At 63.9% G+C, this 13,190-nt stretch carries 13 protein-coding genes; all 13 read left to right on the top strand.

The features are described 5' to 3' along the window. Nucleotide 1: 1 nt before the first annotated feature. On the top strand, nucleotides 2-319 hold the full coding sequence (locus tag A4F85_RS04650; protein ID WP_063325796.1) for a hypothetical protein: 318 nt from the start codon (nucleotides 2-4) through the stop codon (nucleotides 317-319). A gap of 224 nt (nucleotides 320-543) precedes the next feature. Continuing rightward, nucleotides 544-1,590 carry a hypothetical protein gene (locus A4F85_RS04645; protein ID WP_231890442.1) on the top strand — a complete coding sequence of 349 codons (1,047 nt, stop codon included), beginning with the start codon at nucleotides 544-546 and terminating at the stop codon, nucleotides 1,588-1,590. A 12-nt stretch (nucleotides 1,591-1,602) separates the two neighbouring features. Beyond that, entirely contained in the window at nucleotides 1,603-2,898 is a 1,296-nt protein-coding gene (locus A4F85_RS04640) for a phage capsid family protein (RefSeq protein WP_063325795.1), read from the top strand. A 69-nt stretch (nucleotides 2,899-2,967) separates the two neighbouring features. Continuing rightward, nucleotides 2,968-3,447, top strand: coding sequence for a hypothetical protein (locus tag A4F85_RS04635; RefSeq protein ID WP_063325794.1), 480 nt, complete (start codon nucleotides 2,968-2,970; stop codon nucleotides 3,445-3,447). Nucleotides 3,448-3,506: 59 nt separating this feature from the next. Next, a complete protein-coding gene (locus tag A4F85_RS04630) occupies nucleotides 3,507-3,980 on the top strand; it encodes a hypothetical protein (protein WP_156516935.1) in 474 nt (157 codons plus the stop codon). Beyond that, nucleotides 3,977-4,669 (top strand): phage adaptor protein, encoded by a 693-nt coding sequence (locus A4F85_RS04625; protein WP_063325792.1) that lies wholly within the window; start codon nucleotides 3,977-3,979, stop codon nucleotides 4,667-4,669. Before A4F85_RS04630 ends, A4F85_RS04625 begins: the two co-directional genes overlap by 4 nt. After that, on the top strand, nucleotides 4,666-4,884 hold the full coding sequence (locus A4F85_RS30280; RefSeq protein ID WP_156516934.1) for a hypothetical protein: 219 nt from the start codon (nucleotides 4,666-4,668) through the stop codon (nucleotides 4,882-4,884). Before A4F85_RS04625 ends, A4F85_RS30280 begins: the two co-directional genes overlap by 4 nt. Then, on the top strand, nucleotides 4,865-5,272 hold the full coding sequence (locus A4F85_RS04615; RefSeq protein ID WP_063325790.1) for a hypothetical protein: 408 nt from the start codon (nucleotides 4,865-4,867) through the stop codon (nucleotides 5,270-5,272). The genes A4F85_RS30280 and A4F85_RS04615 overlap by 20 nt, the downstream gene beginning before the upstream one ends. Nucleotides 5,273-5,346: 74 nt before the next feature. Next, nucleotides 5,347-5,667: a hypothetical protein gene (locus A4F85_RS04610; RefSeq protein WP_063325789.1), complete on the top strand. Its 321-nt coding sequence runs from the start codon at nucleotides 5,347-5,349 to the stop codon at nucleotides 5,665-5,667. Beyond that, complete coding sequence (locus A4F85_RS30275; RefSeq protein ID WP_156516933.1) at nucleotides 5,660-6,907, top strand: YncE family protein; 1,248 nt, start codon at nucleotides 5,660-5,662, stop codon at nucleotides 6,905-6,907. The genes A4F85_RS04610 and A4F85_RS30275 overlap by 8 nt, the downstream gene beginning before the upstream one ends. Nucleotides 6,908-6,910: 3 nt before the next feature. Then, a complete protein-coding gene (locus A4F85_RS29250; RefSeq protein WP_082848107.1) occupies nucleotides 6,911-7,777 on the top strand; it encodes a LamG-like jellyroll fold domain-containing protein in 867 nt (288 codons plus the stop codon). 41 nt (nucleotides 7,778-7,818) lie between these two features. After that, nucleotides 7,819-11,943 (top strand): hypothetical protein, encoded by a 4,125-nt coding sequence (locus A4F85_RS04600; RefSeq protein WP_063325787.1) that lies wholly within the window; start codon nucleotides 7,819-7,821, stop codon nucleotides 11,941-11,943. Next, nucleotides 11,940-13,136: a hypothetical protein gene (locus tag A4F85_RS04595; protein ID WP_063325786.1), complete on the top strand. Its 1,197-nt coding sequence runs from the start codon at nucleotides 11,940-11,942 to the stop codon at nucleotides 13,134-13,136. The genes A4F85_RS04600 and A4F85_RS04595 overlap by 4 nt, the downstream gene beginning before the upstream one ends. Nucleotides 13,137-13,190 lie beyond the last annotated feature (54 nt).

Raw genomic sequence — 13,190 nt, 5'->3', positions numbered from 1 at the left:
CATGAGCACCAAGACCGCATGGCCCACCCGCCAGACCATCGCCCAATACAGCCACGCCGTCCTGCTGCGCGGCGAGCACAAGGCCGGCACCACCATCCGGCTGCAGGCCGATGACATCGTGTCCACGGCTCGCGTGGGGCAGGGCGAGCACATCCAGTTTCTGGACGTGAAGCCCGCCCGACCGGGCGACGTGGTGGGCGCGGTGGCCCTGACCAACGACCCCACGGGCGAGGCTCTGGTGGTGATCGACAAGAGCATGGCCAACGCCGCGCAGTGGCCTAAGCCGAACGGTAGTGACATCGACGTGGCCATGCCGTAGGCCCAGCGCCACCCCCAACACAGGCCGCCCACCGAGGCGGCTTTTTCACGCCTGCCCGGTATAGGGCTTAGGGAATTTCTCGTTCCTCTCAACACTGCGAATCAAGCACCGCGCATGCCGCGATGCGAGTCCCGATGGCGCTTTTGCGCTTCGGAAATGTGAGCAGATGGAGCGCGCCCCAAAGGCACGCACCGGATTGCTGCCCCTTGCGGCCACGGCGACATGTGGCGGGAAAGCAGGACGACATCGAAATGGACTTCGACTATTCAAACATCGACGGCGCACTGACGCCTGAGCAGGCACTGCTGGCGCTGGCCAGCGGCGAGGGCGATACCGGCAACCAGCCGGACAACGGTGGCGAGCCCGGCGCCACCCCTGCGAAGGACGACAACGCGCCCGCCGATGGCGACAACAACGGCACGCCCGCCGCGGGCGCCGAAGCCGGCAAGGAAGCTGGCGCCACGACCGACGCGGAAGACCCCGCCAAATCCGTGGTGCTGGCGCGCGATGGCAAACACACCATCGACTACCAGAAGCTGGTGGACGCCCGCAACGGCGAGAAGCACTGGAAAGAGAAGGCGGAGGCGGCCGAGCAGCAGCTGGCAGCCCTGCAGTCCCAGGCGCAGGCCCGAGCAGACGCCGGCAAGCCCGCGACCAAGACCGACAACATGGTGGCCACTGCAGAGGCTGCCATCGAGGCCGGCACGGACGCGAGCCTGTTTGGCGACTTCTCGGAGGAAGCGCTTGCCAAGGGCATCGAGAAGCTGGTGGCCCAGCAGGTGGAGGCGCGGGTAGCTGCCGCGCTGGCACCCATGGCCACCAAGCAGGCGAAGGACGAGGCGCAAGCGCACTACGACGCCATCTACACCAAGCACCCGGACGCGGATTCGATTGCCCAAAGCAGCGAGTTCGAGGCCTGGGTGAACGCCCAGCCCAGTGCAGTGCGCAACGCCTATTGGGGTCTCTTCGACGCCAAGACAGGCGGCACGGCCCAAGAAATCGTGGAGGTGTTCGACGCCTTCAAGGCGGCGACCACGCCGAAGCCCACCACCACCGCAGCTGCCGACCCCAAGGCCGCTGCCAGCGCCGCCGTGGCGAAAGCCAAGACCGAAGTAGACCCCCCCGTGAGCTTGTCCGGCATCCCCGGCGCTCGCGGCGAGGCTGCCAACGGCCTGGACCGCACGGCGGATATGTCCGGCCCCGAAATGCTCGCGGCGACACAAGGCATGTCGCCCGCGCAGATCGAGGCATGGCTCGACCGTCGAATCTAAGGAGTCATCGCCATGAGCGAGAGCAAGACCAACACGCCTGCGGGTCAGGCGGGCAACATGATCCATCAGGCCGTGGGTGTGTTCAACACCTGCAGCCAGCGCAACACGCAGATGCGCCACCTGACGGGCGCCATGCCCCAGGTGGGTGCAGCCGTCGCGGCAGCCAAAGGCAACCAGTCCAAGACGAGCATGCCCATCGTGCAGGCCCAGAACCTGACGAAATTCAAGGGTGACGAAATCACCTTCCACCTGGACAACCCCATCGGCGGCTACCCCGTCATGGGCAGCGACTACGCCGAGGGCAAGGGCATCGGCATGTCGTACAGCGAGGACAAGCTGCGCATCAACCAGGCGCGCTTCCCCATCGACATGGGCAACACCATGACGACCTTCCGCACGCCCTTCGACCAGCGCCGCATGGCCCGGCCGAAGGCGCAGAAGCTGATGAACCAGTACATGGACCAGTCCATCCTGGTTCACCTGTCCGGCGCGCGCGGCTTCCAGGATCACCGCATCGAGTGGTCCGTGCCTGTGAACACGCACCCTGATTACAACAAGATCATGGTGAACCGCGTGAAGGCGCCCACCAGGAACCGCCATCTGGTGGCCGGCGCGGGCACCATTGCCGAGGTGAAGGTGAATTCGGGCGAGCTTGTCATCGCCACCACCGACACGCTCAGCATGGAAGTGCTGGACTCGGTGCGCATGTGGGGCGACAACGTCCCACTGCCTCCCCCTCCGGTGGAGTTCGACAACGACCAAGCGGCGACGGACAGCCCCATCCGCGTGCTCCTGGCCACGCCCGCGCAGTACAGCGGCTTCTCGACGCACCCGGCTTTCCGTTCATTCCAGGCAAACGCCCATGCTCGTGCCCGGCTGGCAAAGGATCATCCGCTGTTCCTCGGCGATGCCGGCCTCTGGAACGGCATCCTGATCCTCAAGAACCCGAAGGCCATCCGCTTCTACGCTGGCGACGAAATCCGCTACTGCGCGGCCTACGACAAGGAAGACGAGTCGGTGTGCCGCGTGCCCGCTTCCTTTGGCGACAAGTGGGCGGTGGATCGTGGCCTCCTGCTGGGCGGCCAAGCGCTGGCCATGGCCTTCGGTGCCTCCGAGCATTCGGGCATCCCCTTCTTCTGGAGCGAAGAACCAGGAGATCACGGCGACAAGATGGAAATGCTGATCGGCGCCATCTGGGGCGCCTCGAAGATCCGCTTCATGGTGGATCACGGCGACCACGAAGAGCTGACCGACCACGGCGTGACCGTCCTGGACACCGCTGTGCCCATCATGAAGCCGCGCGGCTGACGACCTGACCCAAGGCCGGCCCGCAGATGGCCGGCCTTGTCTCTCTACCCCATTCCTTCGGAGGCCAGCATGGCAACCATCAAGAAAAGTTTCATCGGTGAGAAGCAGTTCGGCGGCTTCACGCCCTACGGCAACCTCACCACCCTGCGCACCATCCTGGCCGCCAACGCGGCCGGCGCCATCATCAACTCCGATTCCCGGACGGCCATCGCCGTGGGCGACGTGGTGGTGTTGGAGAAGCTGCCCGAGGGCTTCCTGCTGGAAGACGCCCAGGTGGTCGTGTCCACGGGCATGAGCGCGGGCGCCACCGGCTCGCTGGGCTTCATCTACGTCGATGGAGTGGACAGCCAGGCAGTGCCCCAGGACGCCGCCTACTTCGGCGCCGGCCTGGACGCGGCGACGCCCGCGCGCATCCGCACCGCCAGCAGCAAGGCGCCCGTGCGCTTGGCCAAGGAGGCATTCCTGGTCTGGACGCAGGCGGGCGCAGCCAACGCCAAGGCCGCGCGCATTGACGTGATCGTCCACGGCGAGCGCCTGGGCCCGAACTAAGCGCTGTCAGGGCGGGGCGGGCTTCGGCTCGCCCTTGGCTCCACTTCCAGGAACACCAAATGACCAATCTCCCAGCCGTTGCGGTGACTTATACGGGCACCGACAACCCATTTTTGGACCGCATCTACAGCTCTGGCCTGACCTTCACGCCAGGCCAGACTCGTCTGGTGCCCGTGACTCTGGCGCAGCGCTTCCTGCGTCATTCGGACGTGTTCAAGGAAGGCGAGCCCGAGGCGCCCAGCGCCGCCGAGCCTACCCAGCCCGCGCAGCCAGCCCAGGAGCAGGGCGCCCAGGCCCAGCCCGACGCCGACACGGCCGCCATGCTGGCTGCCCAGGCCAAGGAGCTGGACGTGCAGCGCGAGCAGGCCGACGCGCGCTTTGCGCTGCTGGAATCGCTGGAGAGCATGGACCGCAGCGCGGTCATCAGCTGGGCCGACCAGCACTACAAGCAGAAGATTCCCGCCAACCTGAGCGCGGCGAAGGCCCGCGACATGGCAAAGGGCTTCATCGACCAGTACGGGATGCCCGCATGAACCTGGCTGACCTGATCCGCCGCTTCCGGGTGTTGGCCAAGGACGTGGCGGAGCCGTATCGCGTCGAGAATGCGGACGTGATTGACTGGCTCAACGACGCCCAGGCCCAGGCCTGCGTGCGTGGCCGCCTGCTGGTGGCTGAGAGCGACCCGGCGCTGTGCCAGATCGCTCTGGCGGCTACGAAGGTTTCCTATCCGCTGCACCGCTCGCTCTACGAGCTGATTGACCTGCGCATCAAGCCCGCCGCGGGCGCGGTGCGCCCCGTCACGATCAAGTCGCGCGAGTGGCTGGAGGCAGAGCTGCCTGGCTGGCGCGACGATCCGCGCCCCTGCTGCATCGCCGTCCAGACCGACACCGGCCTGCGCATGGTGGGCAAGGTCGAGGACGGCGAAACCCTGCATCTGGAGGCATACCGCCTGCCGCTCGCGCCGCTGGCCGCCCCAATAGCGCCCGACGATCCAGACGCGGTATGGCCCGCTCCCGAAATCCATGAAGCCCACCATGAGCACCTGATCCAGTGGGTCTTGCACAAGGCCTTCAGCGTGCCGGACAGCCAACTGTTCGACCTCGACCGCTCGATGCTGGCCGAGCGCGCTTTCACAGCCTACTTTGGCCCGCTGCCCGACAGCGACATGCGGCGCCAGACACGCGAGGACGTGCAGCACTACATCAGGGGGTACCTGCCGTGAGCAGACGCACTATCGAGCTGAGCGCGGGCGACTCGGCCCTCATCGGCGCCGCGCGCATCACCCTGGTCGAGAAGTCCGGCCGCCGCGCGCGCATCGTGATCGAGGCGCCAGCGCAGGTTCCCATCGTCCACCCCCTCAACAATCCCAGCGCGCATGAGTGCGCTTCTTCGCCCAGCACGGGCAAGGAGCACTCTCATGGCCAATACCCTGTATGACGCAGCGCGCCAGCGCTTCCTGGAGGCCCAGCTGAACTGGATGACGGACACCATCAAGGTGATCCTGGTCGATACCGGCGCCTACACGCCGCAAACTGCCGTCCACCAGTACCTGGCCGACATCCCGATTTCCTCGCGCATCGCCGGCCCGGTCACGCTGACCAGCAAGACCACCACGGGCGGCGCGGCTGACGCGGCAGACGTGACCTTCACCAGCGTGTCCGGGCCGTCCATCGAGGCCATCGTGATCTATTCGGACACGGCGACCGAGGCCACCAGCCCGCTCATCGCGTTCATCGACACCGCCACAGGCCTGCCCATCACCCCCAACGGCGGCGACATCATCGTCACCTGGGACAACGGCGTGAACAAGATTTTCAAGGTCTGACCTGGCAGGAAACCGAGAGGCGCGGACCCCGCATAGGGCTTCGCGCCTTTTTCATTGGAAGGGAGCATGAGCCTATGACCACACCTGCGTCCACCACCAAGCCGCCGACTCAGGTGGCGAGCGTTCAAGGCATCGCTTCGGTGCCAATCACCATGAACGAGCCTCCAGCGTTCGATTGGGGGCGTCTGGTTCAACTGCCTCCCTTCCAGATGTTCGCCGAGGAAACGGAGCGCCCTGACCGCACCCGACCCGACTACAGCGCCGAGGGCCACGCCGGCAAATTTGTGCGTGCCAGGGGCGCGGGCCAGGATCTGTTCGACCAGTACGCGGCATGGCACGCGGCGAAGGGCTATTGGCCCAATGAAACTCCAATGGGAGAGGTGGCAAATGCCTAAACGATTGCTTGGGTTCTTTAATGGCGAAGCAACGCCTATTCGTGCGCTAAAAGTCCGTCAGGGACTGCCTGTAACTAGGGATGATTCTTTTCCATTGGCTTTACTTAGTTCTGCAAGCGGTGGAAACGGGTTGATTCTATCGCCTGATAGAACTTATGCCTTGGGCTTGTCTCAAACGAGTTCCAATAACTACTGGATATATCCAGATGCAAGAAACCTAGCATCCTATACCACTTCGTCGGTAGTCTTCGCAGGATCAATATCTCACGGTGCAGTGAGTAATGAGTTCTATGCCATTTGCGGGGCATCGCCATATCTATATGTATTTAATAAGGCTGGTACGCTGCAAACAGTCAATACCACTGGCCTAGGAACTGCTTACTACATAGATTTTTCTCCCGATGGTAAGTATATGGCAGTGATTCATAGCACAAATCCATATTTAAGAATATACAAGACATCGGATTGGAGCTATGTAAACGCCACCACCAATTCTGGAAGCATATATCAAGGATGCTTTTCTCACGACAGTAGTAAGTTCGTTGCATTTAATGATTCTACAAATTGTGTCTCCAAATACGATCCCGCGACAGGAGTGCGGACAACAGTGAGCACAAATACAGCCCATCGAGGCGGCAACTCAACGTATGGGACGAATCGAGCTGTGAGGTATCCAGACGGGAAAACAATCATTTATATTGCTTCTAGTTCCGATACGTTAATCAGCTACTTTGACTCTACAACGGACACGATAACAAATTCAGGCGTGGCTGCAGCAGGGTTGAGCCCGGCACATCACATAGTAATTCCGCCAAACACCATTGATGAATATTTTTATGTATTTCATGGATTTTCGGCGTCCCTGAACAGGTCTTTGTCAAAGATAAAATTTTCTGGAAAAGAGATGGTGACGGATGCCGCCGAAAATCTCGCATTGCGTAACCTTGCGCTCACAACAAGCACTGCAAATTCTGCATCGTGTCTTTTTATTGACACCACACCTCACCGTATAGTCGGAACGGTTCGTGACGTTGCAAATCTTCCTGTGAAAAGGATGGTTCGGGCATTTCAGCGGACCAGTGGTGAACTCATGGCGCAAACTTACTCTGATGCTTCCACAGGGAACTACACGCTTCTTTTGGACAATGCAGGTCCGTTTGATGTTCAGTTTTATACGGAGGCGGGTGAGTTGCTGAATGATCTTTTCTATTCAAAAGTGGAAGCCGAGCCAATAGGGTGATGTATGGAAGGGTTTTTCAGCAGCCTGGCAGGTAACGCGATCACGGTTTCAGGTACAGGCGTCCGCTCCATCGCAGCTTTTGACTGGGCAACTCAGGCTATTCTTAATAAAAAAGCAGCCGCGGCCAATGGAGATTGGTCCATGGGACTTCCGCGCGCGCGAAAAGTCGGGCTTACCTACCTGTCGGATGGCTTCGCGCCGGTTACCCATGGACCGTACACGACGCCGCCAGCAGTCGATGCCGACTATGCGAAAGTGATCTCGCTGCTGTACTTGAATGGCTCTTTCAGTGATACCACTGGAATGATTTGGGCTTCAAATGGTGCGGCACTATGGGGTGACGGTCCATTTGAAGGGGTGGGGCGAGTTGAAAATCCTGACGGAAATCCAGGCTGGTTCATGGAGGCGCCTGCAAGCACCAAGTGGGCTTTCGGCCTGAACGATTTCACGGTCGAGTGTTTCATCAACCTTGCGCTTATGCCTAGCGGGTACTACTACAGTCCAATGGGGAACTGGTCTTCCTCGGGGGGATGGTGTTTTTTCGTGAGGCCGAATGGATTCCTGAGCTTTCACAATGTTGGGACGGTCGCAGTATCGGCAGCTGATTCGATCAAGCTCAAGAAGTGGCAGCACATTGCCTACTCGCGCAAGGGATCGATAGGGCGATTGTTTATCGGGGGCCGGCTGGTAGCCGTTATTGATGACACTGTGAATGTCACAGCCCAGAGCGGACTGCGACTGCTGGGCAATCAGACATCTTCCGATTTCTGGCGCGGTAGCGTGGCCATGCCGCGCGTGACGGCAGGCGTGGGGCGCTATGTCTCGGACTTCACGCAGTTCGTGGAAGCTTTCCCCACGGACGTGAGCTGACGACACCCATGGCATACAAGGCTCCGCCCCTATCAGCCCCCGTGATCCTGGTGGATGGCTACGTGCCGCCGCCGTTGGCGCAGCGCGTGCTGCTGGGCGATCCCTACCCCGTGCCGCATGGCACGCTGAACGTCACTTGGCAGGGCGCCAAGCCGTCTCCCTCGGTGATCGGCACGCTGGCTGTGTCTTGGGGCGCGGGCCTCGACATGGAGGTCTATCCGCGCGGTATCGGTTCCAAGGTCACGTTCGGCACTGCGGGTGCGATCAAGCAGCAGTTCGTCGCGGCAGCATCGGTGATGGCGCCTGGCGTGCCTGCGCCAAGATCCGTCCTGCATCCTGGAGACTACGTCGGCGCCCAGCACCGGCTTAATGTCTCATGGCAGGGAGCAGAACCCTACGGCGCGCCATTCGGTTCGATCATCGGCACCTGGTCGCACAACCGCTACGTGGCGCCACTGGGTATCGGCATCCACGAGGTGCCCAACCCGTTGGTGATCCAGCAGCAGCTGGTCAAGGGCGCTGGCGGCATCTTCACCTTCGCATCGGGGTCGAAGCACTACACCCTCCTCGACTGGCAATATGCGCCGCCCCAGTGGCGACTTGATGCGACTTGGGTTGGCAAGGACGAGTACCTGCCGGCCAAGGGCACGTTGAGCGCGGCATGGGCGCTGCCTCAGGAGGCAAAGCAGGTATCGCTGACGGGCTGGGACAGCGCTGCATTCGGCCAGGTCTCGCTGCCTGTGGTGAAGCCTGCCGGCTGGGTGTCGGCAGCAGTGCCTGCGCCAAACGTGCGCAACACGGCGGTGCCGATTCGTCCTGGCGGGTTCAATGCACAGGCCTTCGGCACGCTGCGGATCTGGAACTGGCGCCAGTACGTGCCGATGAACAGCTTCGCCAGCGAGCGATTCGGCGCGGCCTACGTGATCGGCGGGTTGAAGGAAATCAAGCCCGCTGGGCTGGCCCCACCAGCGCTTGGCACGGTCAAGGTGGTGAACACGCGGGCTGACCAACACGCGCGGCCGGAGGCGATCAAGCCGATCGACGTGCCTCGGCCGGCCGTGTCGCCACAGATCCTGCGACCGATTGGCATGCTCGGCACGGTGGTGGGTTCGCACCTGGTGCAGTTCCCACCGCACCCCGTGGGCTGGCTGTCGTCGGCCATGGGCTATCCCGTGGTGGACTTCAAGACCAAGCTGGTGAGGCCGGCCGGCATCGATGCCTACTCGACCGGCTACCCACGGGTTCGCGACCGCGCGCAGAAGGTGTGGCCTATCTCGGCCCCGGTGTCTGCAGTCTTTGGCGACGTGGCGATCCGCCTGCGCACGTTCAAGATCAACGTGCCAGGCTTCGATGCGCATGAGCCGAGCCCCTGGGCCCTGCTGGCAAACGTGCGGCGCTTGCTGGGGCCGCTGGCCATCGCTGCCCCAGGCATGGGCTTGGCCGCCATCAGGAACAAGTCGCCGAACATCACGCCCAAGGCGTTCGATGCATCACTGTTTGGTGCGCACGACATCGGCGGGCCGCTCAAGCGCATCAGCCCCAAGGGCATCCCGTCGCCGTTTGAGGCCATCCCATCGCCCGTTCTGTGGCGAACGCCCAGCTTCGCGCCCAGTGGCGTCGCTGCGCCGCCAGTGCCCGAGCCCACGGTGTGGCTGCGCCGCCGCGCGTTCGACATCGGCGGCTTCGAGACGCTGCGCGTTGGCCAGCCTGGTGTGGACTTCCGCTGGCGCAAGGTGCCACTGGAGGGGTTTGGGATCGCCGCTGGCACCTACGGTGCGCCGCGCGTGGAGCACACGCTGCGCGGCATCGGTCCTGCAGGCTGGAGCCGCGAGGCCTTCGGTGATGCGTGGCTGTCGTTCCGGCGCCGCTACATTGAGCCGCGTGGCATCGACTTTGTGGAAATGTCGCGCCAGCGTGTGGGCGGCACGCAGCATGTCGGCCCGGAGGGCTTCGAGGCCACGCGCTGGCTGACGCGCATCATTCCCGAGGCTCAGGAGATTTTCCCCAAGACCTTCGGCGCGGCCTATGGTCTGGCTACGGTGGGCCTGTACCGGCGCCACCTGCGGCCCGAGGGGATGACGACGGAGGTGGACAGCAAGGACCGCTGGGGACTGCCGCGCGTGTGGCACCTGCGCCAGTACATCGTGCAGTTCGAGGACCAGCAGGGCGGGCTGGCACCGCCGAAGTGGGGCGGTTGGACAGCGATCGAGAACCGCAACAAGACCATGCGCGGGATCGGCACGAACACGGCGCTGTACGGGCGCCCCGTGGTCTGGAACAAGGCGCGGCTGCTGGAGCCTTCGGGGATCGCTGCGCCAGCACTGCCCGAATACCAGAAGACGGGCAGCGTGACACACCGCATCCGCCCGCTGTTCCTCGATGGCTTGGAGCCTCCGCTGATCCCACGGTGGGCGGTCGTCTGGAACAAGGCCTTTCCGCTGCGGCCGCGCGGCCTTGTGGCTACGAGCTTCGGCGCCGCTCAGGTGGTCAACACGCGGCGGTACCGGAACGCGCAGGGTTTCGATTCGCAGTCCATGGGCTTCCCCATGGTGGCGTTCCGCATCCGCACGCTGACCTTTGAATCCCGCTACTCCATCGGGCCGCCGCGCATTGATCTGCCCAGCCTGCGGCTGCACACCCGCTATGTCGAAGTGCCCGGCATGGATGGGGCGGTGCGCGGGCAAAGCAAGCTGGGGCTGCCCATCGTGGTATCGCACCGGAACATGGTGACCACGCGGTGGACGCACCGGGATTTCGTCGGGATGCCGGAGCTGCGCAACCGCACGCCGGAGCTGCGCGTGCGCGGTGGGACCATGGACGAGTGGGGCAGTGCGCTGGTGCGGCTCCAGTGGCGCGCCGTGGCCGCTGACGGCGCGAACACGGCGCTGTTCGGCAAGGCCCGCGTCGCCGATAGGCAGCAGCAGGTGATCGTCCCCGGGTTCAACATGATGCGGATCGGGGACAAGCTGACGGTGCGCAAGTACGGCATCGACCCTGTGACAACTCAATACATCGACTTGCGCAAGTTCGTGACTAACTCCAACGGCCAGCAGGAGTTGTCGGACGGATATGGCATTCCTATCCCGCCGGAGCAGGTTGCGGCGCCCAACCTCCTCAAGGGGTATATCAACCTGGACAGGCCCAACAACTATGGCATTGGGCCTGGCTTTGTCGGCCAGCCGGTGGTCACGGCCAACACCATCCGCGTGGAGCCCGGTTACTGGGATCTGCTCGTGGGCGAACCGTTCGTGAGTCTCAAGGACCGCACCATCCAGGTGCCGACGATGGGCCAACTGGTCGTGGACGGCCAAGGGCCGAATGGCATGGAATCCTGGGGCCTGCCACGCATAACGCCGCACACCATCTATGCAGTGATGGAGGCTCCAGCTCAGGCAATGCGCAACCACCTCACCAGTCAGGGCATGCTGCGTCCGGTCAATGACGGCGCGCGGCTGGGCATGCCCAATGTGTCCCAGCAGCGCGGCAACATTCTGTACCCGATGGGCTTCCACAACAGCAGCATCAGCACGGCCTACGGGCGGCCGAATGTCTTCAATCGGTTGCAGCAGATCTCGGTCACGGGCTGGTCCTCGATGCGCCTGGGCTTCATCGTGCTCCCGCATACGATCACGGTGGAGCAGGACCAGCCATTCGAGGGGAGCGGGTTCGGCACGGCCCAGGTGACGCGGCCGCCCTATGTGGGTCCGCAGACGCTGAAGCCGGTGGGCCTGGCAGCCGCAGGCTACGGAGTGACCGAGGTATCGCACCGCCACCGGACTGTGAGCCCCCAGGGCTACCTGGCCGAGCGCATGGGGGCGTCCGACCACCTGGGCAACAACATGCCAACCGGCCTCTACGTCAGTCCCCCCAACCTGCACCCGCAGGTGGGATTCGATGCCCTGGGCATTGGCAAGGCCTGGGTATCGCACAAGGTTCGCGAGATCCAGGTCAAAGGCTGGGACTCGTTCATCTGCGACTACGACCCGCGCAACTTCAAGCACCGCATGCGCGTGCGCCGGCTGGGCGAAGAATCCATCGGCTGGCAGCTCACCAAGCCCGCAGCCTTCGTGGACACGCGGGTAGGCACGCCGAACGTGCGGCCTGGCGTGCACTACATCCGGCCAGACGGCAACAGCGACCAATTCCGAAAAGGAGTCCACATATGAACGTCAAACCATTCCCCCTGTATCCCCTGGCCGGCATCGACAACACATCGGCCCGGGACGATGCCCTACAAGTCGGAGGCGCTGAGCGGCGCGTGTATGTGCGCGAGGCCGTCAACGTGACCATCAGCCACACCGGCCGCGCGAGCATGCGGCCTGGCCTGCGCAAGGTGTCCGGGCTGGCGCTGGACAGCCTTTGGCAGAGCCCGCTGCATGGCGATGTGTTCGCGGTGCAGGCCGGGCAGTGGGTGAAGGTGGACACGTCGAGCTGGGACTCAGCACCTCTGGCCGAGATTGGTCCGGGCCCAGCCCAGCACCTGGTGCTGAACAACCTGGTGCTGGTGGCGGGCACGGCCGGCATCTTCCAGTTCGACGGCCAGGCGGCGCAGCGATTCGCCCTGGATACGCCGCCCGCGCCCATGGTGACTGCCGGCGCGGGTTCGCTCGCGGCTGGGGCCTATGGCGTGGCCGTGGCCTGGCTGCGCGGAGCCATGGAATCGCCGCTGTCGCCTATGACCCAGTGCAAGGTCGGGCCGGGCGGGGCGCTCGATGTGATCCTGCCGCTGTGCATGGACGCAACCGTGACCGGCGCTCGGCTGTACCTGACGCGGCCCGATGGCGGCGAGCTGCTGCGCGGAGAGGACTATTCGATCGGACTCGCGCAGGTGTCGATCGCACTGCTGCCGTCCCTGGGCGCGGGGGCGCAGTTCCGACACATGGAGCCCATGCCCACGGGGCCGCACTTCGGCTACTGGCGCGGCCGGCTGGTGAGCGCGCGGGCCAATGTGCTGCGCTTCTCGGAAGCCCTGGCCTACCACGTCCACGACCCGCGCCATGGGTTCGTGCAGATGCCCCAGCGCATCACCTTCCTGCAGCCTGTGGACGGCGGGCTGTGGGTCGGCCAAGTGGACCATGTGGCGTTCCTGGCGGGCGCGGCGCCAGCCGACTTGCAGCTGGTGCGCAAGACCAGCAAGGCTCCGGTACCGGGCAGCGCGGTGGCTCTGGACGCGGAGACGGCCGGCGAGGCCTCGGGCGGGGGATCTGCCGTGGTGGCCTGGCTGGCCAGCAACGGCTATGTCATGGGCACGGCAGATGGCTCTGTCGTGGAACCCCAGGGCAAGCGCCTGACCGGGATTGCCGGTGCAAAGGGGACCAGCATAGTGTTTGCGAACCGCCTGACAACGGCCGTAATCTGAGGCCTTCGTTTCGGCGCGCATGAGTGCGCCTTGGTCCAACCACCAAGGAGCACC

The organism is Delftia sp. GW456-R20 (assembly GCF_001622915.1).
GTDB classification, from domain to species: domain Bacteria; phylum Pseudomonadota; class Gammaproteobacteria; order Burkholderiales; family Burkholderiaceae_C; genus Comamonas; species Comamonas acidovorans.
This window is presented reverse-complemented; position numbering and strand designations above follow the sequence as displayed.

What these genes read in the sequence shown, in the direction of transcription:
- A4F85_RS04650 (WP_063325796.1), top strand. Translation starts at nt 2, where the DNA reads ATGAGCACCAAGACCGCATGGCCCACCCGCCAGACCATCGCCCAATAC.
- A4F85_RS04610 (WP_063325789.1), top strand. Translation starts at nt 5,347, where the DNA reads ATGACCACACCTGCGTCCACCACCAAGCCGCCGACTCAGGTGGCGAGC.
- A4F85_RS04630 (WP_156516935.1), top strand. Translation starts at nt 3,507, where the DNA reads ATGACCAATCTCCCAGCCGTTGCGGTGACTTATACGGGCACCGACAAC.
- A4F85_RS04635 (WP_063325794.1), top strand. Translation starts at nt 2,968, where the DNA reads ATGGCAACCATCAAGAAAAGTTTCATCGGTGAGAAGCAGTTCGGCGGC.
- A4F85_RS29250 (WP_082848107.1), top strand. Translation starts at nt 6,911, where the DNA reads ATGGAAGGGTTTTTCAGCAGCCTGGCAGGTAACGCGATCACGGTTTCA.
- A4F85_RS30275 (WP_156516933.1), top strand. Translation starts at nt 5,660, where the DNA reads ATGCCTAAACGATTGCTTGGGTTCTTTAATGGCGAAGCAACGCCTATT.
- A4F85_RS04625 (WP_063325792.1), top strand. Translation starts at nt 3,977, where the DNA reads ATGAACCTGGCTGACCTGATCCGCCGCTTCCGGGTGTTGGCCAAGGAC.
- A4F85_RS04640 (WP_063325795.1), top strand. Translation starts at nt 1,603, where the DNA reads ATGAGCGAGAGCAAGACCAACACGCCTGCGGGTCAGGCGGGCAACATG.
- A4F85_RS04615 (WP_063325790.1), top strand. Translation starts at nt 4,865, where the DNA reads ATGGCCAATACCCTGTATGACGCAGCGCGCCAGCGCTTCCTGGAGGCC.
- A4F85_RS04595 (WP_063325786.1), top strand. Translation starts at nt 11,940, where the DNA reads ATGAACGTCAAACCATTCCCCCTGTATCCCCTGGCCGGCATCGACAAC.